Source organism: Nonlabens arenilitoris (assembly GCF_002954765.1).
Lineage (GTDB): Bacteria > Bacteroidota > Bacteroidia > Flavobacteriales > Flavobacteriaceae > Nonlabens > Nonlabens arenilitoris.
On the sequence record NZ_MTPW01000001.1, the window covers coordinates 1,641,344 to 1,664,850 of the forward strand.

Genomic DNA, 23,507 nt, shown 5'->3' on the forward strand with positions numbered 1-23,507 from the left:
ACTACTGATAGTGCGCAAATGAGCTAGGTGGTTTGCGACTTTTACCTTATTTTTCGGTTGTTACTAGAAAGACTGGTTAAATGACCAGTTAGAAATAAACGTTTTCCCCTAAAAAACGATGCGAAAAAATAATGAAATTAGTCTTCAAAATGCGTTAGAAGACGAGTCATATTTCTTAAATGAAATAGCCACTATGACCCAAACTGGTGGTTATGGATGTAATCTAATTACTGGTGCAATTATTCTTAATTTTGGAAGTAGAGACTTATTAGAAATTCCACACGATTATAATATAACTGTAGAAAACGTGTCTCGTTTTTTTGCAAATAAGAAAGTACTCAAAAAACTTATCGGTGATTCTCTTAAAGGAAAATCTACTATACTAGATATGGAAATGTGCAAATTTGATGGAGAACGTCTATGGGTACGATTTAATTGCCATCCATTTTTGCAGGATGATGAGGTTGTAGGATTGCGAGGTGTTTTTACAAGTGTAGATCGTTACATAAAAAATACTCAACAAGTAGAAAATGCAGCTTTAGTAATTAAAGCTCAAAATGAACGTCTCGTACATTTTGCTCACATTTTATCTCACAATTTAAGATCACACGCGAGTAACCTGCAACTCACCCTTCAAACTTTTGATGATGTTAAAGAACCTAGCGAGGTAGAAGTATTTAATAGTTACTTGAATGATATATCATTTAGCCTTAATCAGACATTACATCATCTTAATGAGGTGGTTACTATAAATACAGAATTAAAGATTAAAGAAAATATAGACATAGAGGCTATATTTAATAATGTACTGTCTGAATTTGAGAACGATATTAAAGCTGTAAATGCAACAGTTACCTACGATTTTGCAGAGCTACTTTCTATAGAATACGTTCCATCTTTTCTAGAATGTGTCTTTAGAAACTTAATAAGTAATGCTATAAAATATAGAGACGTGGAACGTCCTCTTAAAATTGTTGTGAAGACTAAATCTAAGAATAAGCGTAAATTGCTAATCATTAGAGATAATGGAATAGGTATAGATTTAAAACGTCATGCAAGTAAATTATTTCATATGTATCGTACCTTTCATACTAATGATGATGCACGTGGTGTGGGATTGTTTTTAGTAAAGAGTAAAGTGGAAGCTTTAGGTGGTGATATATCCGTAAAAAGTGAATTAGGTAAAGGAAGTACTTTTTCAATAAGATTTGAATAAATGTCAATAAAACCCATACAAAGAGCCTGTATAATTGATGATGATAAATTATATGTGAGTCTCATCAAGATGCTTATAAACAAAAATAAGCTTGCTCAAGAATTACTGATTTTTGAAAATGGTAAACAAGCCTTTGATTATTTTCAAGAAGCTCTAGTTGCAGATGACGTAAATGATTTACCTCAAGTAGTTCTATTAGATCTTAATATGCCCATCATGGACGGATGGGAATTTCTAGAGGCGCTAGAACCTTATGCAAATAAGTTAAAAGCAAGTAGTCTTAAACTTAATGTAGTAAGTTCAACCATCAATCCAGTAGAAATGAACAAGGCACGCAATCATGCCATAGTAAATGATTTTATCACTAAGCCTATTTCAAAAGAAGCTATGATAAGCGCCTTTAAAATCTAAGATTTTTCTGGGAAAGCCTTCTTACTAAAGAGTATCAATAATATTACACCTATTGTAATAGCAGAGTCTGCAACATTAAAGATCGCATTAAAGAAGGAAAAGGTTTCTCCACCTATCCACGGCATCCATGCAGGCCACGTCCCGTCAAACAATGGGAAGTACAACATGTCTACCACTTTACCGTATCCTAGTGGGGCATATCCATGATCTGGAAATAGTGTAGCGACAGCACCATGGTCACTGCCTGAAAATATGACTCCATAAAAAATAGAATCAATAATGTTACCTAGTGCACCAGAGAAAATAAGTGCAATGGATATAATAAGAATTTTGTGGCCGTTATTTTTAATACTATTCCATAACCAATACCCAATACCAAAAACGGCAAAAACTCTAAAAATAACTAGAATCAACTTCCCATATTCTCCTGGAATTTCAGCACCCCATGCGGCACCTGCATTCTCATAAAACATGAGTTTAAACTTATTAAGATCGTAAATTGGGTTATTAGAATCTGTAGTAAGAGTATAATTAAGTTTAATATAAATCTTACTAATTTGATCTATTAATAACACTAAAATTATAATAAGAATCGCCTTGGATAACTTCATCAGTTGCGTTTGGATATGGGCAAAAATACTATTTAATCCTTAATAGTAATGTTGCTATTTATGGTTTCTATTTTCTGGTCATAATAAATGACAGACTCGTTTGTTAATTCCTCAATCACTCCATATTTTGAAGATAATACTATAAATGAAGATGGATTTATAACTGTGACTGCCGCGTTTACAGAAACGACATGATAGTCGCCTTTCATATTTTTCAGTAAACAACTGCCAGACTCTAGATTAATAAAAGATATATTAAAAAAACCGTTAATGGTTAGGAAGCAATTACGCGAATTAATATCAAGATTTAGATTTTCTGGGATATAAATTGTTGCCTTGCCGTCTATAATTTTGTGAGCACTTAATTTATCTTGTGGAAATGCAAAACTAGGATTAAATGGGTCTGATATTTTTAAAGTGTCGTTTGAGATTGCAGTGTTTAATAAAACCGCACTTTTGTACTCACCACCTTGACTTTCAATAATTTTAATTTCATCGTTTTTAGTTGTGATAATTTCCAGTTCTAATGTAGATTCTAAAGAGATATCTATGGTGGTGATTTGGGTATTGCCATAAATAACCTGGCTAGAGTTGCGTTGTGAGTTCGCTTTCGCGAAAGCGAATAAAAATACAATACTCAAATAAAAACTCCTTTTAACTATAGGGTATTTATACAATAGAGCCATTGTTAAAAGGAGTTAATAATAAAGTTTGCGTCGTTTACGACTGCATATTTTTTGCTTCTATACTTAGTGTTGCGTGTGGTACTAATTCTAGACGTTCTTTTTTAATTTTTTTTCCTGTAACACGGCAAATACCGTAAGTTTTGTTCTCAATACGGATCAATGCATTCTTTAAATCTCTTATGAATTTTTCTTGTCTGATAGCAAGTTGAGAACTGGTCTCTTTATTCATTACTTGACTGCCTTCATCAAAAGCTTTAAATTGTGGTGCCGTGTCTTCTGTACCATTACTAGCGTCATTCATGTAAGCACTTTTGATAAGCTCATGTTGTTTAATGGCTTCATCCATTTTTTGCTGCACTATGGTTCTAAAATAAGCTAGGTCTGCATCACCATATCTTTCTTTTTCTGCTGTATTACTCATGTTCTATATTTTTTTAATCTGTATTGAGGTCACAATGTCGTCAAATTCAACAATCGTACCATTATCTACAGTTTGTATTAATGTTAAATCATCTGCTAGTGTTTCATCCATGATGTATTGCTCATTAGACTTAACTGCATCATCAATCTCGTGATGTGATTGTACCACAATATTGATACGATCTGTTACCTCGAGTCCTGAATCTTTTCTTATGTTTTGAATACGATTCACTAATTCTCGTGAAATCCCTTCCTTTTTAAGTTCAGGTGATATCGTTACATCGAGCGCAACGGTTATCCCAGATTGATTAGCCACTAACCATCCTTCTATATCTGAAGATGTAATCTCCACGTCTTCAAGGGTCAAGATAATTGCATTTCCATTTACTTCAACCTCTTTTTGCCCAGTTTTTTCTAACAAAACGATGTCTTCTTGTTGAAAACTTTTAATTTTTCCAGCAATTTGCCCCATCGCTTTACCAAATCTAGGTCCCAGCGCTTTAAAATTAGGTTTTATTTCTTTTACTAAAATACCGCTGGCGTCATCTATAAGCTCGATCTCCTTTACATTTACCTCGCTTTTTACTAGGTCAGCAATTGCTTCTATTTGTGCTCGATCTTTAGCATCTAGAACGGGTATCATAATACGTTGTAAAGGTTGACGTACCTTAATGCTCTCTTTTTTACGCAATGATAAAGTGAGACTAGATATGATTTGAGCTTTGTGCATTTTTTCTTCTAGAACAGCATCTATTAAAGAATCATTTGCTCTAGGGAAAATAGATAAGTGTACACTTTCACTCGCATCATTTTCACATACACTGGTTAAGTCACGATATAATTGATCCATAAAGAAAGGTGCTATAGGAGCTCCTAGTTGCGCAACAGTCTTTAAACAAGTGTAAAGAGTTTGATAAGCAGCAATCTTATCTTGCTCATAGGTGCCTTTCCAGAATCGTCTTCTACATAAACGTACGTACCAGTTGCTTAAGTTCTCTGTTACAAAAGTGGTGATGGCACGAGCAGCTTTAGTAGGTTCATAATCTTCATAAAACGCTGTAGTGTCTTTTATCAAGGTGTTTAATTCTGATAATATCCAGCGATCTATCTCTGGTCGGTCTTTTAAATCAATGTCTGCCTCACTATAGGTAAATCCGTCCACGTTTGCATATAGACTAAAGAAGGAATATGTGTTATACAACGTGCCAAAAAACTTGCGTTGTACCTCAGTTATTCCGTCAGTATCAAATTTGAGGTTATCCCATGGATTTGCGTTGCTTACCATGTACCATCGTGTAGCGTCAGCTCCATATTTACCTAAGGTGTCAAATGGGTCAACGGCATTACCTAGACGTTTAGACATTTTTTGTCCGTTTTTATCTAGTACTAATCCGTTAGAAACTACATTTTTATAGGCTACATCATCGCTTATCATGGTTGCGATAGCGTGTAGTGTATAGAACCATCCACGTGTTTGATCAACACCTTCGGCAATGAAGTCTGCTTTTCTAAGTTGATTTTCTACTTGTTCTTTATTCTCAAAAGGATAATGCCATTGTGAATAAGGCATGGATCCAGAGTCAAACCATACATCTATAAGATCTGCCTCGCGAGTTAGTTTTTCTCCAGATTTTCCTACTAAGAAAATTTGATCCACTACATTTTTATGAAGGTCTATAAGGTCATAGTTTTCTTCGCTCATATCGCCAGCCTTAAAACCTGCAAATGGATTTGAAGTCATGAATCCTTCAGTGATCGATTTTTCAATCTCGGCAGTAAGTTCTTCTATAGAACCTATGATCAATTCTTCAGTTCCGGTTTCGTTTCTCCATATAGGAAGCGGTATTCCCCAGAAACGAGAGCGCGATAAGTTCCAGTCATTTGCATTTGCCAGCCAGTTACCAAATCGTCCTTCTCCTGTAGATTTAGGTTTCCAGTTAATGGATTTATTAAGTTCGTGCATGCGGTCCTTAAACTCGGTCACTTTTATGAACCAACTGTCTAGTGGATAGTATAATACAGGCTTATCAGTTCTCCAGCAATGCGGATAACTGTGCACATATTTCTCTACCTTAAATGCTCTATTTTGCTCCTTTAACGCAATGGCAATATCTACATCTACAGAGCGTTCTGGTGTTTCACCATCTGCAAAGTATTCATTCTTTACATATTTACCACCTACGTGAGGCAACTCATCTCTAAATTTTCCTTGAAGCGTTACTAGTGGTACTGGGTTTTGATTTTCATCTAATACCAGCATCGGTGGAATAGGTGGATTTGCTTGTTTAGAAACTAGCGCATCATCTGCCCCAAAGGTAGGTGCCGTGTGTACGATTCCTGTTCCGTCTTCAGTGGTTACAAAATCTCCAGAAATTACTCTAAATGCATCCTGAGCGTTTTCATATGGTGTTGCATATGGTAGTAATTGCTCGTATCTTAAATTAACTAATTCAGCTCCTTTACAAGATTCTAATATGAGATACGGTATTTTTTTATCGCCTAGTTGATATTCTTGTTTCGCTTTCGTGAAAGCGTCACCTTCAAAAGCTTCATATTTTTTACCGAATTGATAGTCTACTAATTTCTCTGCAAGAATCACTTGCATAGGCTCACCAGTGTACTGATTGAAAGTCTCTACAAGAACGTAATCTATTTTAGGTCCGACAGTAAGAGCAGTGTTAGAAGGCAGTGTCCATGGGGTAGTAGTCCATGCAAGGAAAAACACATTGCCATTGTTCTCAAATGGTAATTTTGATGGGTCTTCTACTTTAAACTGTGCAGTAACTGTCGTGTCTGTAACATCTTGATAAGTGCCTGGCTGGTTTAACTCGTGCGAGCTTAATCCGGTTCCTGCAGCAGGAGAATAGGGTTGTATTGTGTAACCTTTATAAAGTAAATCTTTGGAATAGATTTGTTTCAATAGCCACCATACAGATTCCATATATTTAGGCTTGTAGGTAATGTATGGATCTTCCATATCTACCCAATAACCCATATCATCTGTAAGCTTGCTCCATATATCTGTGTATTTTAATACCGCATCTTTACAGGCTTGATTGTAATCTTCAACAGAGATTTTAGTTCCGATATCTTCCTTAGTGATTCCTAGCGCTTTTTCTACACCTAACTCAACTGGAAGTCCGTGTGTATCCCATCCAGCTTTACGATTTACTTGGTAACCTTGCTGGGTTTTAAAACGACAAAACAAATCCTTAATCGTGCGTCCCATAACGTGGTGAATACCAGGTAATCCATTTGCAGATGGTGGTCCTTCAAAGAAAATAAAAGGTTCATTTCCTTCACGAGTCGTCATGGACTTATTGAAAATGTCGTTTTCTTTCCAGAAGTTTTTGATGCGTTGATCTACTTCAGGAAGGTTCAATCCTTTGTATTCATTGAATTTTTTACTCATCACACAGGTGTTTTAAAGCTGGCAAAAGTACGGAAAAGGCATGAAAAAAGCGCTGAAATTGTTCAGCGCTTTTGGTTTAAGTGGTAGGTTGTTATTTAGTTACTCTTTGATGATTTTTAAAGTGTTTATTTCTCCGTTCTCTCCAAATAATTGAATTAGGTATACACCTTTAGGAATAGAATTAATGTCTATTGATTGTAGTTGGTTTTTAGAGATGTCATCTGATTTTATTAATTGTCCAGATAAGTTGTATAGTTTGAAGCTTAAGAATTGATTTTTACTATCAATTTTAAGGATTCCGTTAGTTGGATTAGGGTAGATAAAAACTTTATAATCATTCAAAAAAGAATCAGTACTCAAGGTAATGGTATGGATGCCCAAATTACTACAGTCGTCTTGGGGTGCAATATTCCATTCGTTTGAATTGAATGTTATACTTGGATTTACAATTGTACTTTTTCTTATAAGTGTGGTGTTTTGGGCATATGTAGTGTTATCTCCTTCTGTTCCTATAATATCAATCAATACTCCATTTTTAAACAAACCGATGGCATCATTACCGTTGAATGCGGTCATATTGCTCATAATTAAATCCGCATTTCCTCTACAGGAAGTTGTCATGGAATTGTGAATTATTACATAAGAATCATTGTTAGATATGCTGTCTCCGTTAGGGAATAGCATCTCATTGCCAAAATTATTACCGTTAGATGCTAATTTTATTGAATAATTACTTAAATCTATGGTATTACCTGTGTAATTACCAATTTCTAAAGCTTTGTTATTGCTGGACCCTTCAATATATTCTGTAAAAAATAGCTCGTTAGATAAGCCAGAAGATGCGAGCGTGGTCTCACATGATTGATTTGAAGCATTAGAGGAGTTACCGTTAATATCTATAGCATTAATAGTAAAACAGTAGGTTGTAGAAGGGTTAAGGCCTGGTAAGACTATAAAATTATCAGATGATGTGTATGAATTTCCAAAATTATCAGTTATCAGATAATAATCTATATCTGTATTGTCTACAGATTGATCCCAGTCGAGATCTAATGTGTATGAAGTCGCGTTGCTTATCTGCAGATTCATTGGAGTGCTAGGAATTACATTATCTGGAGATACATCTATTAATTCACTAAAAAAACTATAGACATTCCCAAAATTAAATACAGTTTGAGCAGTATTATCTTGTTGCTGGAAGTCAAAATGAGTATCAAAAGAGGAAAAAGCTAATGTACCATCGTACATTTCGTATAACAGAGTAGATGATAATGGTGGAGTTCCATTTTGTTGAACATCAAGAATGATTTGACTATTTAAAAAGAAAGTGTCAAACTTTAAAAGTAAGCTTCTTGAGGAAGAACTTAAAGAAGCCGTTTGTTCTGAAATTATAAAATGCTCATCATTGATGCTCAATATTTTTGTAGGATCAAATCCTGTAGATTTAACTGCATTGTCAAATCTATAAATTTCAGAAATTGTATTTTGTTGTTTATCGATATTTAAGACTCGTCCTTCTGGGCTATTTCCATTTGTGTTTTCTAAAACAAGAATATTATTGGAATCTTTAATACTGAAATCTCCATTATCAACTTCAATAGTAGTTGAAGAATGTTGTAAAACTTGAAACATTTCAGTTTGTATATTAAATGAATATAAGTAACCTTGATTATTATTACCACCATTTTCAGTAATACCATAGATTACATTCTCGTCATCAATAATGTAACCTCCTACATTCTGTAAAGCTAGGACTATGTTGTTATTTTCATATTTGTATAGGTTCTTGACACCACCGGTCCATCCTGTGAAATACAATTTATTATACAAATAATACATTTCAGAATTAAGAATATTATCTACAAGGTTATTATTAGAAGGAATTACCAATTCACTATAATTGTTATTAATTAGGTCATATTTTAGTATGACTCCATTTCCAAAACCCAATTCATCTCTACCTAATTTTATAAATAATTCATCGTGGTTACCGCTAATTAAAGCTTCTGGTAAGCTTAATGGTTGATCATAAAAATCAATTAAAACCTCAAAATTGTTATTAACTATATCATATTTATAAAGTGATCTCCCATAGTTACTTTGCAAAATTCCTCCCGAAGTGCATAATCCAAATATTATGTCATTCTGTTTAATGATATCAACCGGTATTTTGCCTGATGTTGAGAGTTTCACATTGTTTAAGGACTGCAAAGACCCAGATGTACTATCGTATTTGTATAATTTATTGTAATTACCAAAGGTCAATTCATTACTATTTATTATTGAAAAATTTTCAACATCACTAAATCTAGATCTAAATTGCTGAGAATTGATTTCATAATCTATCAAAACATTAGAGTTACTAGTAGAACGAGAAATTGTAATCAGTTTTCCGTTTACGTATTGTAGAGGATTGTAGTCTCTAAAGTATGCAGCATTACCACTTAGTTGTCTGTTGGAAGGAAGAAAGAACAGATTGTTAAAACTATTTGTGCTTAAATCAAAAGAATAAATTCTTGTATTATTGAAGCTAGGATTGATGTAGCCATACAATTTGTTTGCTGGACCTTCAGTGAGATTGTCTGCTTGATTTTGGCTCGTTAGATGATAAAGAATACTATAAGAATGACTTGATGGATCAAATTCAAAAATGACTCCTTTACTATTTGTACCGCCGGATATTGGGGCTCCATAAATTTTCCCATTTGAATGCAATAATAGAGAATGACACCAGTTTCCGGTAGCATTTGCAAAGTTATGTTCTATATTCAAAGTGTTTGAGGTTAAATCAAACGAAAACAATACATTATTTCCTGTTGGTGTTTGCAAATTGATTGCATAAATTTTTCCATTGGTGATAACAAAATCACCAATATCATTTATTCCTGTTCCGCTTAAATTAACAACTTCTGAGAATTGATTTGTAACAGGATCATAATTAGAGATTTTATAGCCGCCAAAGAGAGATGATTGAATTCCATAAATTAATCCATTATGAACCTCTAGTTTTCTCATTATGGTATTATTAGAGCCGCTGGCATCTTCAAGATGCTGCTTTATAATAAAAGTGCTAGTTATTGTATCATATTCAAATAAAGTCCCAGCTCCATCAGCACCATTTTCTTGTGTAAAGCCATAAATCTTAGAACCTATGGTAACAGTCTCGTTTACCTTACTACCATTGTCGTAAAAATCAAATATGGTGGTAAGATTGTTATTGTCTACCTCTAAGATAGCTCCAGTATGTGAAGGGTCTAAAGGAGTTGCGTATTCTGTGATCCCTATATATTTCTGTGAAAAAACAAAACTACCTATTAATAAAAAAAAACAAATCGTGGCGATTCTCATAAAGGTCTGGTATTTAATTGTATTAAATATTTAATTCTCTAAGATTACCTAAATAATAAAAAATCTTAGCCCACCACAATCTCCTGCTATTGCATTTGAATGTAGAGCGTTGCCGTTTATATAGTCACTCGTATAATTACCATTTCCATCATTGTAATATGCGCTAACAGAGTTATTTTCACCTATTAAGAAGTCTAGGTCCGAGTCACCGTCTAAATCTATGACGTCTATACTTTTTAAACTAAGAAAGGTTTCATCAACAATGACTTCATTTGAAAAGCCAGATGAGTTGTTGAGCCAATGTGACAATGTGCCGTCAGAAGTTACCGCAACAATATCTAAATATCCATTTCCATCCAGATCTTCTACGTGACTGTCAACGATGTTATTATACCTTGTTAGTATATCAGTTTGAAATTGACAGTAGCTTAATACTGGTATAACAAGTAAAGTTAAGAGAAGTTTTATTTTCATTTTTCAAAATTTTTGTGTCGCCCGATTCATTTGTACGTTTTCATATTCATCTTCAGGTTCAAATCTTATTCTCATTTCAACTGCATGCGCTTGATTCTATCGGCATGCTTTTCGCTGGCTACCTTTTCGCGGAAGCGGTCTGTTATGAAAGGAAATGAGAATGAAGTAGGATTTTTGCTTTTTAGCTTGTAGTTGGTTTAAGCAGTTTGAGATTAATCATCTTCTTCAATAGAAAATAGATGGACATTATTATTAGCCTCTTCTCCTACAAACCATCCGTAATGTCCCGGTTCTAAGTTTTTCACGATAAGTAAATAAGACATATCACTATCCTGATATTTTTTACCTTTAAATGCTATTGATTCTACGTCTCCAGAGCTTTGTGCACCGGTAGTAACACTTACAGAGGATATTTCTGCCACTCGATTTTTACCTTTTTTTTCAAACTTGACAAGTTGGGCTAGATTTTTTGGGTTTTTTGAGTTGTTCCCATGATTATAGATGAAGTAATAAGTATTTTGTTTTGGTAAAATAGTTGTTGAGATTTTACCTCTTACTGATACTCTAGATTTAACTTTTCCTATTCCAGTTAACATAGCGCCCATAGAAGCTTTTGTTTTTACTGAAGCTGTTTGATATTCTAACTCTATAGAATTTCCACTCTCACTAGCAAAAATAATTTCTCCTTCAAAAGAAGGTTCTTCAACATTGATTTGCTGACCTATAACTAGGATAGGTGCACTAAGGAATAATAATAGTAAATTTATTGTTTTCATAATTGATTGATTTTGTGGTTATAAATTTCTGTAGATACCTCAATTCAAAAAAATAATTATGAAAACCTATTGATTTTTAGGGAAAATATTATCCGTAAAAATGCTCTAATCTTTTATTTGTTTCTTTCTTGTAAGTGCTACTAACAGTAAATTCATGCTTTTCGATTTTAAGACGCGATCCGTTGATTCTTGATACGTTGATATTTTCCCCTACGTTAACTATGTAGCTTTCATTAATACGTATATAGTGATATGGAAGCTTACGCGAAAGCGAGCTTAAACTATCTTTCAAAAAATAGTATTCTCCATTGATAGTCAAAAACCAACAGTAATTCTTTTCTACTTTTTCAATTTGATTATTCTCATTGGTATATGGAGCTGTAGAAAAGAATACAATATCTGAATAATTTACCTTTACTTTTGAGATGATATCACGTCCCATATTTTTTATCTCATCGAGATAGCCCACTAATCCTATAACACCTTTTTTATAATTGTCAATAGTGACTGTTCTTTTATGAATTGCAGTATGTATAGCACGCGTAATTTCTTCAACGTTAAGTCTAGGTTTAGTTTTAACTATAAAATGCTCGTGATTAGTATGCATACCTTTAGAGAAGGTCATATCGTCACTTAAGCTAGTCAAGTAAATGAAAGGTATGTTGTAGTTTTTATAAAGAGTTTCACCTAATTGTATGCCGTTTTTATCACCTTCTAGATTGATGTCTAGTAAAACTATATCAGGAGTTTTTTTATGTATACGTTGTATAGCCTCTTCATAGGATTTAGTATACTCATCCACTATAAAGTTTTGTTTCACTAGTGTACGTCTTAGACGTTCATATAGTGTTGCCTCGTCTTCAACTATTAAAATATTATTTTTCATAATATATTTATTTAGGAAAAGTGATATTTAAAATTACACCGTTATTGTTTATCAGTTCAAAAGTACCGTTGAGTTGTTTTGATAGTAGTTTTATGATTCTTAAACCAAAAGTCTCCGATTCCTCAATATTAAAATCTTTAGGAAGTCCTTTTCCATTGTCTTTTAATGTTACCGCATAGCTGTTTTTATTTTCTACTACATTAATTGACACCTTACCGGACTTATTTTCAAAGGCATATTTGAATGAGTTTGTTATAAACTCATTTATTACTAACCCAATACTGAAAGACTTATCTGCCTTAATTGTGAGACTGTTATTAATGTTATTTACAATTTCAATTTCATGGTTTGAGAAAGATGCGGTAATATTATTAGAGAGTTTGTCAATGTATTTTTTAAGATTTAAATTGGTAATATCTTCTTTTAAATACAATTGCTGGTGTACTTCATTGATGCTATCAATTCTATTTTGTAATTCACTAAGTTTAGTTGTGAATCTTATCTCATTAAACTCTTCCTTTGCTACTTCTATAAAAGTGTCGATAATGGACAAGTTGTTTTTTACACGATGGTGTAGTTCTTTTTGTAGGGATTCAATAGTAGCTTTTTGTTTTTTAAGTCTATTAAAGAAGTAATAAATGAATACTATGATAGCTATTAAAGCTAGAAGTAAAATTATCAGATATAATATATTTTTGTTTTTATAACTTACTTCAGTTTGGTTTAATCGTTCCTGAATCCTTAATCGATGTAATTCCTCATCTACTACCCTTTTTTGCGATCTTAACTGTAAAGAATCTTTAAGATTTTTATAAAAATCAATTTGAATACTGTCTCTAAAATTATCCCAGATATTATAAGATTCTATGCATTTATTTTTATCTGATTCTCTCAAATCGATCTGATGCTTTAATCTAAGTATACGCTCTTTTGCTGTTGTATTAAAATCATGCGAATTATCTCGTTCAAAATTTACAATTTCACTTTTAACGCCATTCAAATCTTTAGAAAGTTCAATCCCTAATTTTGAAACCTCAATTAGTGTTTCCATTTTTTTAGATACATCAGTATCTTGTGTAAGATTTTCTAAAGCTAAAAGGTGCTCATTTGCATCTTTCAAATTATCTTTTAATGCTAGAAGGTAGATTAAGTTATTAAGGGATTCTATTTTAAACTGCTTATCATCAACTAATGAAGACATTTTAACAGATAGGTCTATAAGAGTAATTGCTTGTTCAAATTTCCCTTCGTTTATTAAAGTTTTTCCTAATCCATCTCTAACATACATTTGCGGAATAGGATCGTTAGCTTTAAAAATAATTTGATGGTTTATACCTTCTTTAAATTGATTAACTGCTTCATAGGTATCATAAATGTCATTGTAAATATTACCTAAACCTACGCAAGCCTCAACATAGAGCGCCGAGTAGGTTTCATTACCTACACATTCTTTTACATTTATATAATTTTCAATTGCTTTAGAAAATAATGCTTCTCGATGGTATTTTTTAGCATGTTCTAAAAGTGTTTGACAAGAAGAGTTTGAATTTTCATATTCTGTATCTTGCGAGTAACCATTGTTTACCGAAAATATTATGATAACTAATGTTAAAAATATAAAGAAGTTATTTTTTTCATTTGCTTAATTTGTCTTTTATTGTGTGGCTTGTCTTGTTCAAATAAGAATACAAAATCAGAGATAAGCGATTATTTAAATTCAAATAATTATCACGAGTTGTTTTTAACTTTAAAATATCCTAAAAGTCCTGCAGTGGAGTCTATAGAAACTAGATACAGTTCTATAATTGAGGATAGCTTGTTTATATTGAGGCCTAATAGAAATAATAATCTAAGAATTTATCCAACCGAGTCCGTTAAAGATTTAATTCTCCAAGAGTCGGATGATTCCTATACAATGATTGGTGTAATTTATGATTTTAAATCTATTGACTCGATTGTTCATAATAAAGACTATACTCATTTTATGGTTTATACAAAATATTCATTAAAAGGCGTTTCAAAAATTTATGAATCAGATGGGTTAACATTTGACGCAGATGATCTTTTACCTAGTAAAATAGTGACATTTACATTTAATAATACACTATTAGGTTTAGAGTTGGTCTCTATTGATGATCCAAACATCTATCATTCAGGCAAGTAAATCTAAACGTTAAAATTTTAACAAACAAATTATTCTTATCTAAATTGTAGGAATTTAATTCTCATCTGTTTGCATAGTATTTTCATTAACTTAAATGGTATAGTCATTATTAAAACTTATAGAAATAATTTAATGGATTAACTAATAAAATAGTTTGTAGTTAAGAAACTATATATATCTAATAATTAGTCTCATATATCATATAAATCTTAGGGAAATAGAGGTAAAAGAAAAGTGTAGCTTTTTATAATCATTTGCCTTAGTTCAAATTCAAAATCCTTAAATTTAAAACTTGTTATTCACGCAGTAAAAGATATACATGTCACAAGATGTTATGGAGACTACGGCTTTACTAGAGCCTTTCCCTTATCATAAAAAGTTGAGAGATCATTTAAAAAGTCGGAAAAAGACTTGGCAATGGTTTAAAGATGAAAAGATTAAGACACAACAGATAGAGGCATTTAAAAAAGAACTCCTTAAAAACACGTATCGTTTAGATAAAGATAGCCATCGCAATCTTTACCAGATGACACAAGACATTTGTGTAGATTTAAATATAGATGCTCAGGTTACTTTATATCAAGAGAATAATAGCCTGCAGTTAAATGCAAGCATATCAGTAATAAATCAAGAAGCTCATATTGTATTCTCAGGTAATATCTTACAGTTGCTGGATGAAAAACAACTTAAGGCATTACTAGCGCACGAGTTATCTCATTATCTATTCTATAAATTAGAAAATGGAGAATATGAAATCACACAGCGTATTATTCTTGCTTTAGCAAACGATTCTCGTAGTGAAGATAGCATCATTGAAACTGCACGTATTTTCCAATTATACCTCGAGCTTTTTTGTGATGCCGGTGCATTTAAATCATGCCGAGAGCATTACACAGTCATTCAAATGTTGATCAAGCTTAATACAGGCCTATCAGAAGTGAATGCGCAAAGCTATCTAGATCAGGCAAAAGAAATTATCAATCAAGATGATGAAGCCACAAATCAACAAACGCATCCAGAATCATATATACGTAGTATAGCCCTAGATTTAAAAGCACGTAACTCTCGAGAATATCAACAGGAACTACACAAACTTATAGAAGGAAAATGGGATGTTAACAGTCTCGATATTTTTGAGCAAGAAAAAACACGGGCTCTTACTAATGATTTAATTCAACTCATACTACGGCCGCATTGGATCAATTCTAGCGCAGTAATCAATCTAGCCCAACAATTTTTCACCAATTTTAAAAAAGAAAAAGAGGTCAAGACTACGACACTATTAGAACGTTTAAAACACACCACACCTAGTACAAAAAGCTATTTATCTTATGTTTTATTAGATTTTGCTAGAATAGACAGTACCTTAGAGAAACTTCCTATTGCACATACATTAGAAGTGGCAGAGTTGTTAGGACTTATAGAAGAATATGAGCGTGTGCTTAGAAAAGAGCTCAAACTTACAGTGCGCAGTTTTAAAGATTTGAAGCAAGAGGCGATGAATGATTTAAGTCGCCTTAATGAAAATCAAGATAATAGCATCTACGACAATGAGTGATTATAAGGCAAGTTTTTTTAGTCTGCTGGATGAGGTAAAAGAGCACGGTGGTAGTACCACGTCAGATTTTATCGCTAGAGTTTTACCTCTTTTAGAAAAGGCTCATTTTTTAAGATCTCGTGATCTGGTACTTGGGATTTATTCTATTGAAGATATTTACTTTAATGGTAGAATTATCGCTATAGATTCTGAAGGAAAAGAATTTAGAACAGGAACTAGAAAACCATTCAATAAACCTAAACAACGCTATGCGGTTGAGGTTAGCGGAAATTACAGCGAGATAAGTAAGGTTGAAGGTGATGATTACGACCGCAATATCTATGATGATGAAGCGATTCAAGAAGATTTTGAAAAGCCTATTACTAAGCCTGTTTACTTTGCACGATATAAAAGTTGGGATTTAGAAACAGGACATTATGATCCGGTTACTGAGATTTTTACACTGGGTTTTATACTGGCATCAGTCGCATACGGCATTGATTTTAGAGACATTGACCAGCTTAAGCGTTTTGTAGAAAACCGCGAGCGCTTATATTTCTATAACAAAGATTTACATCCTACCATACATCACGTGATTAGGGAAATGACACCTTTGTATAGAGAAGATCGTGCGCCTAGTCTCGAAGAAATCATTGCAAAACTCAAAAATTACCGTGATTTCAATCCAGAGAACTACGTTGATTTAACAGATACTGAAGGTTTCCGTAATTTGAATTTGTCAGATCGTGGTAGCTATATTCTAGATAAATTAAAACGTAGACTTTTTGATATATCCCGCAGGAATAAATTGCTTTATTTTAATGATCGTGGTGGATTCTTGAACCTGACAGAAGCCTCAGTGCCCATGTTACTAGACTATAAGAACATCACTGAAAAAGATTTAATTTTTTGGAATGCACATATTCAATCACAGTTCATTTCAAAGAAAAAAGTTAATCTGAATAGATATTTAGAACTTGATAAAAATAGATTTTTAAGCCCAGCGCTTAATAAAATAAGACTAGAGGCACGCAAGAGTAAAAATGAATACGGTTTTGACCAGTTGCGTGTCGTTGTTGCTTTTTTACATTGGTATAACTTTAAAGAAAGTGAAGATGAGCGTATCAGTTCACCGCTGTTATTATTACCAGTTTCTCTGGTAAAAAAGAAAGGTGTAAAAGATCGTTTTGAATTAAATGTAAATGACTCTGAGGCTGAGATTAATCCAGTCTTAAGTTATTATCTTAAGGATTTATATGGCATTGAATTACCCGACTTTATAGACTTAGAAACCAGTTCTATTGAAGAGCTCGTTCATAGTATTAAAAATCAGATTGCGCTAGGCGGCACAGGAATAGATTTAAAATGGAGAGACAAACCTAAAATCCAGTTGATTCATAAACTAGCAAAACGCAATTTTAAACTTAAAAAACGCAAACTCTCTAATCGCAATTCTGGTTTAAGTACACGCAGTTATGACTACTCTTATGACGCTCAAAATGTAAAACCACTAGGGCTGGCCATATTCAACAACTTGATTGCCAAAAAGCACAACGAGCTCGAGTACATCATTAATGAAGATATCAATCCCTACAGCGACCTTGCCGTTGCAGAGAGACGACGCAGTTTTTATCATACAGATAATGATGGCGAAGTAAATCCTATGGTATGGGAAGTAGATACTTGTAATATAACCATCGGTAATTTTAAGTATCGTAAAATGAGTCTGGTAAGAGATTATTCAGAGATCATAAAAGCTGATATAAAAGATGAGGTCTTTGATGAACTGTTCAGTGAGCAACCTAAAAAAATTCATCTCGATGGTTGTCAAAAAACTAACCTTACAGATCTGTATCCCATAATACAGTCAGATCCTACACAGTCTCAGGCTGTTTTAAAGGCACGATCTGGAGAGAATTATATCATTCAAGGACCACCGGGAACAGGGAAATCACAAACCATAACTAATCTCATTGCAGACTATGTAGCTAGAGATCAAAAAGTACTTTTTGTATGTGAAAAACGCGCCGCTTTAGATGTGGTTTTTCACCGTTTGAAAAATAAAAAACTAGATGAGCTGTGCTGTTTGATTCACGATTCTCAGACAGATAAAAAAGCCTTTATAATGAACCTCAAGGAGACCTATGAGGCCTTTATGAAGAAGGATATGAATACTTCTACGCTTTCGCGAAAGCGTGAAAAAATAATCAATCAAATTGAAACACATTTAGGAAAGTTAGAGCATTTTCACGATACCATGCGTGAAGGAACGCCACCACTTTATGAGCTGTTTCAAGAGCTGATTACCTATTATCAATCTAAGGAAAAACTTAGTGATCATGAGTTGATATATATGCCTTTCTATAAAGAATGGCAAGAAAATGAAATCTGGATTACAGAAATGATTGCTCAAATAAAATTGAACAATCATGGACACTCCATAGCAGACTATGCCTTTAATGGCCTTTCACCAGAATTACTAGATGCGTCTAATTCCAAAGGCGTAATTCTAGAAAAAATAGAAGAAGCTCTAAGCCTTTTAGACCGCTTGAATGAGTTGCTTGATGAACAAGAAGTTCCTATAAAAAAACAGCCTGTTGGCGCCTGGCGTTTAGAATTTGACTTTGCATTTAAGGTTTCAAATATTGTAGCTCAAAATGCCTTGGGAATATTTGATGCCAGTACCATTGCAGCTTCTAATTTAGATAATCTTAATAGAAGAATTGAAAAACAGCGCAAGTTACACTTAAGGCTGATAGAAGAAAACGTAAACTGGACTCAAAAATTAAATGCTGCAGATGCTCAAATTGCCCTACAGCAGTGGCAACGACTAGATGGTAGTTTCTTCAAGTTTTTAAATCCTAGTTGGTATAAATTAAAAGCTCAAATTAAAAGGGCTTATAATTTTAAAGCGCACAGTATTGAACCTACTATAGAAACCGTACTCAAGACCTTAAATGAGGAATATCAAGCACTGGAATCACTAGAAGAAAAACGAGAAGAAGGCGCGAGTAAATTTGGCCTTGGCGATTTTGTAAGTGATTATGAATGGATCAAAAAGCAACAGCAACAACCAGATGATATCATAAAAAACTGGATGGCTACAGATCATACATCTTATGTGAATAGTCTGTTAGGTTTCAAATCTAATTTTGATGAACTGGATGCACATCTCTACCAGTTATTTGCTTATTATGATGATGACTTACTAACTGATGTAGAAGATAAATTACAACGTGGTCGAGCGTCCATTCATACCATAGGATTATTTACTCCTTATATTAAACAATTACATGGTACGAGTCAGGAAATGCAAAACAATTTGCGCAGTAAACCATGGCAAACTGATGATATTGCTTTTCATACCGCTTATAAATCTTTAAAAGAAGTGTATGATAAAAAACCCATATTTTCTCAAACCAGTGAAGATGTACTCGCAAACTCTGTGCGCAGGATAGATGATTTGTTAGATAGTTATTATGCATCTAACGTGGCTTTTATACGTTCTAAGATTAGAGATAAGTTTTTAAATAAAGTACGGATTACAGAGTCTGTTGCGGCACAACTAACTGCCGAAGAAAAATTACTTAAGAAAGAATACAACGCTTCTCGCAGGATTTTAGAAAACGAGTTTGGTAAAAGCATGCGCTATAAATCTATACGTGAGCTGGCTACTGGAGATGCTCAAGAAATAATGACTACTTTAAAACCAGTATGGTTAATGAGTCCGTTGAGTGTAAGTGATTCTATGCCTATTGATACTTCCATCTTTGATGTGGTAATCTATGATGAGGCATCTCAAATCACTGTTGAAGAAGGTGTGCCATCACTATTTAGAACACACCAAACCATTATAGTAGGTGATGAAATGCAAATGCCGCCTACTAACTTCTTTAGTGCAAATAATACCGACCAAGAAGAAGACGAAGAAGAGATCGAGGAGAAAACAGGAATCATGCTCGATGCAGATAGTTTACTTAATCAAGGAGCGCGCAAATTAAGCTCTGTGATGCTAGGATGGCATTATCGTAGCCGTCGAGAGAGTTTGATTAGTTTTAGTAATGCTGCTTTTTATAAACGTAACTTACTTACCATACCTGATAGCCGTATCCCTAATGCTGGAATAGAGCCATTAGAACCTATTATCACGCCAGATCAAGAAATAAATGCGCAAGATGTGCTCAAACGTAGTATCAGTTTCCATTACATGGAAAATGCAGTTTACCATAAACGTGTAAATAAAGACGAGGCAACTTACATCTCAAATATGGTGCGCACGTTCCTGATGGAAGATGTGAAAAAAAGCATAGGTATTGTTGCATTCTCTATGGCGCAACAAAGCGAGATAGAAGAAGCACTGGATAAACTAGCTCAAGAAGATCGACATTTTGGTAAGTTACTAGAAGAAGAATATCAACGTACTGAAGAAGACCAGTTCGTGGGATTGTTTGTAAAGAATCTTGAGAACGTTCAAGGAGATGAGCGTGATATTATTATCATGAGTATTTGCTATGGTTTCAATAATCAAGGTAAGATGTTTATGAACTTCGGGCCTATAAATAGACGTGGTGGAGAAAAACGACTGAATGTTATTTTCTCACGTGCAAAGCGCAACATGATAGTCGTTTCTTCTATTCTAGCGGCAAACATTAAGAACGATTATAATGAAGGAGCAAACTACTTTAAACGTTTTCTCGCTTACGCGAAATTTATTAGCGACGGAGAATTAGAAGCAGCAAATGGTATTCTAGACAGCTTACATCTCGATGATGACGAAGAAGAAAGAACCAAACGCTTGCCTATTATCAATCAGCTCAAAGAGGTTCTAGAGAATGATGGTTATATAGTAGATAATGCTATAGGTCAATCGCATTTTAAATGTGATCTCGCCTTGCGTAAAAGTGACAGTAAATCTTATGAACTCGCCATTTTAATAGATCGTTCCACACATTATGCAACAGATGATATTTTAGAACAGTACAGTCAGAAACCAGCTGTTCTTAAAGCCTTTGGGTGGAAATTACAACATATTTATAGTAAGGACTGGCTCGAGCAACCAGAACGAGTTCTTGAAAAAATCAAACAAAAACTAGAAGGGAAAGAAGAAGATCCAGAAGAACTTGAACCTGAACTTGAACTTGAAAATCAAAAAGATGCTGTTGAAGAAATAAAGTCTAATAATGAAAGCTCAAACACTTCAATACCTGAAGTACTTGAAACGGAACTTGCACCTGAAAAGGAACAACAACCTCAAGGCAACCTTACTTTTAAGCGTTATGAATTTGTAGAAGGTTCTAGTAATAAATACTGGGAAATCGCCATAGATGGATTTGATATCATAACTAGATATGGACGCATAGGTAACAAACCTCAAGAAAATCGTAAGAGTCTTGATGATCAAGTTTCGGTTCTTAAAGAAGAAATGCGATTAATAGGAGTAAAGACTAGGAAAGGTTATCGACCGGTTTAATTGAGTAAGTTGTGGTATAAATCTCTATTCTTTTCCTAAAAGCAGACTTAAGTATGCTTTTAAGAAAACTAGATTAGACTAAGATTATAGCTAACCTATTTCCCGCTTTTGCAAAAGGAAATATTTGAACTTGATTGTACCGTTTATAACTTTAAATTCAATTTCTTGAAAGCAACTATTTTCAATTTTATGCATCTAGAATAAAAGACAATTATGAAACGAGCCGCGCTATTATTTTTCCTACCGCTTTTTGCACTTGCTCAAACCTATCAATACGATTGGGCTGAGCGTGGCGGAACGTCAAGTGATGTAATTACTGGAACACCTTCACGTGATCACGACCACGAGCATATTTTAGATATAGCTGTAGATGCTAATAACAATTATTATTATTTAGCCCTTAGTATGAGTGGTAATGAAACTATTGGATCCCAAACCTATACGAGTTATGGTGCCAATATGGGACAAGATTTATTGCTTTTTTCAACGGATTGTTCTGGGAATTTTAGGTGGAGTAAAACTTTTGGTGGTGGAATGGATGTCTATGGTGGTGGCGTAGAAGTGGATGCCTTAGGTGGGGTTTATGTCAGTGGTATTGTGTTACTTCGTAATAATCTAAGTGATATGGCGATGCAATTTGATGCTGATTTTGCCTATAATCCTAATTTGACCTCAAGCACAGCTGGTCCTCATAACCAAACGTTGTTTATTATAAAATATGATACTCAAGGTGTTTTTCAATGGCTAGAATTACCTCAACAGGATAATTTAGCGGCAAGTGAAAGTACTTCTCGTAATTATGGTTTGGTAGTAGAAGATAATGGTACTATAACATTACAGACGCTTTTTATTGCTGGAACTCATTTTAATGGAAATATCATAGTTCCTAGTCCCTATAAAGGGTTAGTTATTCAAATGAATAAAGATGGTAATTATTTAAATCATTTTGATTATGACATCAGTGGTGAAATTACACTGGATCGCAATGTCATTTACCATTATGATCCATTAAATGGGCAGCACTATTTTGGAATACATGAGCGTATTGGTGGCGGACAGCCGGTCACATTTAATAATATTCAACAAACAGGCTCCATTTTAATTGTCGCTTTGGATGCTTTAGGCAATGAATTATGGAGACATGACAGTACCGCTAGTGGAAATATAAAAAGTATAACAACTGATGATCAATCAAATGTTTATTTGAGCGGATCTGCGACTAATACTTTAGGAAGTGGAAATGATGGTTTTGCAGGCTATACTCTTACTCAAGTTACTAGCCCTACGATTTCTGGAGGAGCAAATGCAAATTATGTCATAAAATTAAATGCAGCTGGAGTATTGCAATGGGGAACTAATCCTACCTATACAACTGGCATAATTGCCACTGGATATGGTTTAGTAGTAAACGGAAATGAAGTTGCTATGGCTGGTGCAATGCTAAATAATAATATTTGGGGCAACGCAACTTTTAATCGTGCTGCCAGTGGTAGCGCCCAAGAACCTGTAGTGGTGCTTATGGATAAAAACACAGGAATCGTAAGTGCGATAGAAGATATAGAAGGACCGTTGGGTTTTGATGATGAGGCCACAGCGATTGCCGTTGATAACTTTGGGAATTATGTGGTAGGTGGATATTTTACCAATTCTATTTTTTTAAATGATCCTAATGTTTCCAGCATTACTAATTCTGGTGGTGATAGCGACTTCTGGTTTGCCAGACTTGCCAAAACAGATTGTAATGGTGCGCCTTTAAGTAATGAAGAGGTTACAAATGATTCCTTTAAAATTTATCCTAATCCTGCTAAAGATTTGATTACTATAATCACAAATGATAACAAGGAGATGGAAAACTATGTTATTTATGATTTGAAAGGACAGCGTATCAAAGAGGAATCTATTGCAACTAGAAATATTAATATCTCAACCTTAGCTTCTGGAATTTACATTTTGGAATTAGAAGATGTTAATGGAGCAAAACAAACTATAAAGTTAGTAAAAGAGTAATTCTAGGAAATAAGTTGCTACGTAAATGGTGCTTTCGCGAAAGCGAAATCGTGGAAATGAAAGGCCTTTTTCGAAATTTATATATATTT

Annotated in this window: 15 protein-coding genes; 6 read left to right on the top strand and 9 right to left on the bottom strand. The window is 33.7% G+C overall.

Annotated elements, in window-relative coordinates:
• Positions 1-118 precede the first annotated feature (118 nt).
• Positions 119-1,216 carry a sensor histidine kinase gene (locus BST92_RS07285; RefSeq protein WP_105070849.1) on the top strand — a complete coding sequence of 366 codons (1,098 nt, stop codon included), beginning with the start codon at positions 119-121 and terminating at the stop codon, positions 1,214-1,216.
• Positions 1,217-1,627, top strand: a complete 411-nt coding sequence (locus BST92_RS07290) for a response regulator (RefSeq protein WP_105070850.1) — start codon at positions 1,217-1,219, stop codon at positions 1,625-1,627. It begins immediately after the preceding gene.
• Here BST92_RS07290 and BST92_RS07295 read toward each other — a convergent pair.
• The 9 genes from BST92_RS07295 to BST92_RS07335 all read right to left on the bottom strand — a co-directional run bounded on the left by BST92_RS07295 (position 1,624) and on the right by BST92_RS07335 (position 13,528).
• Complete coding sequence (locus BST92_RS07295; RefSeq protein ID WP_105070851.1) at positions 1,624-2,238, bottom strand: lipoprotein signal peptidase; 615 nt, start codon at positions 2,236-2,238, stop codon at positions 1,624-1,626. The genes BST92_RS07290 and BST92_RS07295 overlap by 4 nt on opposite strands.
• Positions 2,239-2,270: 32 nt before the next feature.
• Positions 2,271-2,924 (bottom strand): hypothetical protein, encoded by a 654-nt coding sequence (locus BST92_RS07300; RefSeq protein WP_105070852.1) that lies wholly within the window; start codon positions 2,922-2,924, stop codon positions 2,271-2,273.
• A gap of 34 nt (positions 2,925-2,958) precedes the next feature.
• Positions 2,959-3,345, bottom strand: coding sequence for a TraR/DksA family transcriptional regulator (locus tag BST92_RS07305; protein ID WP_105070853.1), 387 nt, complete (start codon positions 3,343-3,345; stop codon positions 2,959-2,961).
• A gap of 3 nt (positions 3,346-3,348) precedes the next feature.
• Positions 3,349-6,756, bottom strand: a complete 3,408-nt coding sequence (gene ileS / locus BST92_RS07310; RefSeq protein WP_105070854.1) for an isoleucine--tRNA ligase — start codon at positions 6,754-6,756, stop codon at positions 3,349-3,351.
• Positions 6,757-6,855: 99 nt separating this feature from the next.
• Entirely contained in the window at positions 6,856-10,104 is a 3,249-nt protein-coding gene (locus tag BST92_RS07315) for a choice-of-anchor tandem repeat GloVer-containing protein (RefSeq protein WP_105070855.1), read from the bottom strand.
• Between the two features lie 48 nt (positions 10,105-10,152).
• A complete protein-coding gene (locus tag BST92_RS07320) occupies positions 10,153-10,578 on the bottom strand; it encodes an FG-GAP repeat domain-containing protein (protein WP_105070856.1) in 426 nt (141 codons plus the stop codon).
• A gap of 212 nt (positions 10,579-10,790) precedes the next feature.
• On the bottom strand, positions 10,791-11,354 hold the full coding sequence (locus tag BST92_RS07325) for an HPr family phosphocarrier protein (protein ID WP_036582701.1): 564 nt from the start codon (positions 11,352-11,354) through the stop codon (positions 10,791-10,793).
• Between the two features lie 88 nt (positions 11,355-11,442).
• Positions 11,443-12,240 (bottom strand): response regulator transcription factor, encoded by a 798-nt coding sequence (locus tag BST92_RS07330; protein WP_105070857.1) that lies wholly within the window; start codon positions 12,238-12,240, stop codon positions 11,443-11,445.
• Positions 12,241-12,247: 7 nt separating this feature from the next.
• A complete protein-coding gene (locus BST92_RS07335) occupies positions 12,248-13,528 on the bottom strand; it encodes a sensor histidine kinase (RefSeq protein ID WP_105070858.1) in 1,281 nt (426 codons plus the stop codon).
• A gap of 378 nt (positions 13,529-13,906) precedes the next feature.
• Here BST92_RS07335 and BST92_RS07340 point away from each other — a divergent pair, with 378 nt between their 5' ends.
• From BST92_RS07340 to BST92_RS07355, 4 genes are all read left to right on the top strand, one after another.
• Complete coding sequence (locus BST92_RS07340) at positions 13,907-14,404, top strand: hypothetical protein (RefSeq protein ID WP_146105122.1); 498 nt, start codon at positions 13,907-13,909, stop codon at positions 14,402-14,404.
• 319 nt (positions 14,405-14,723) lie between these two features.
• Positions 14,724-15,962, top strand: a complete 1,239-nt coding sequence (locus BST92_RS07345; protein ID WP_105070860.1) for a M48 family metalloprotease — start codon at positions 14,724-14,726, stop codon at positions 15,960-15,962.
• The gene (locus BST92_RS07350) at positions 15,925-21,411 is read left to right on the top strand and encodes an AAA domain-containing protein (RefSeq protein ID WP_245910883.1); all 5,487 of its coding nucleotides are present in this window, start codon (positions 15,925-15,927) and stop codon (positions 21,409-21,411) included. The genes BST92_RS07345 and BST92_RS07350 overlap by 38 nt, the downstream gene beginning before the upstream one ends.
• A 213-nt stretch (positions 21,412-21,624) precedes the next feature.
• Positions 21,625-23,418, top strand: coding sequence for a T9SS type A sorting domain-containing protein (locus tag BST92_RS07355; protein WP_105070861.1), 1,794 nt, complete (start codon positions 21,625-21,627; stop codon positions 23,416-23,418).
• Positions 23,419-23,507 lie beyond the last annotated feature (89 nt).

What these genes read in the sequence shown, in the direction of transcription:
- BST92_RS07285 (WP_105070849.1), top strand. Translation starts at nt 119, where the DNA reads ATGCGAAAAAATAATGAAATTAGTCTTCAAAATGCGTTAGAAGACGAG.
- BST92_RS07290 (WP_105070850.1), top strand. Translation starts at nt 1,217, where the DNA reads ATGTCAATAAAACCCATACAAAGAGCCTGTATAATTGATGATGATAAA.
- BST92_RS07295 (WP_105070851.1), bottom strand. Translation starts at nt 2,238, where the DNA reads ATGAAGTTATCCAAGGCGATTCTTATTATAATTTTAGTGTTATTAATA.
- BST92_RS07300 (WP_105070852.1), bottom strand. Translation starts at nt 2,924, where the DNA reads ATGGCTCTATTGTATAAATACCCTATAGTTAAAAGGAGTTTTTATTTG.
- BST92_RS07305 (WP_105070853.1), bottom strand. Translation starts at nt 3,345, where the DNA reads ATGAGTAATACAGCAGAAAAAGAAAGATATGGTGATGCAGACCTAGCT.
- ileS (WP_105070854.1), bottom strand. Translation starts at nt 6,756, where the DNA reads ATGAGTAAAAAATTCAATGAATACAAAGGATTGAACCTTCCTGAAGTA.
- BST92_RS07315 (WP_105070855.1), bottom strand. Translation starts at nt 10,104, where the DNA reads ATGAGAATCGCCACGATTTGTTTTTTTTTATTAATAGGTAGTTTTGTT.
- BST92_RS07320 (WP_105070856.1), bottom strand. Translation starts at nt 10,578, where the DNA reads ATGAAAATAAAACTTCTCTTAACTTTACTTGTTATACCAGTATTAAGC.
- BST92_RS07325 (WP_036582701.1), bottom strand. Translation starts at nt 11,354, where the DNA reads ATGAAAACAATAAATTTACTATTATTATTCCTTAGTGCACCTATCCTA.
- BST92_RS07330 (WP_105070857.1), bottom strand. Translation starts at nt 12,240, where the DNA reads ATGAAAAATAATATTTTAATAGTTGAAGACGAGGCAACACTATATGAA.
- BST92_RS07335 (WP_105070858.1), bottom strand. Translation starts at nt 13,528, where the DNA reads ATGTATGTTAGAGATGGATTAGGAAAAACTTTAATAAACGAAGGGAAA.
- BST92_RS07345 (WP_105070860.1), top strand. Translation starts at nt 14,724, where the DNA reads ATGTCACAAGATGTTATGGAGACTACGGCTTTACTAGAGCCTTTCCCT.
- BST92_RS07350 (WP_245910883.1), top strand. Translation starts at nt 15,925, where the DNA reads ATGAAAATCAAGATAATAGCATCTACGACAATGAGTGATTATAAGGCA.
- BST92_RS07355 (WP_105070861.1), top strand. Translation starts at nt 21,625, where the DNA reads ATGAAACGAGCCGCGCTATTATTTTTCCTACCGCTTTTTGCACTTGCT.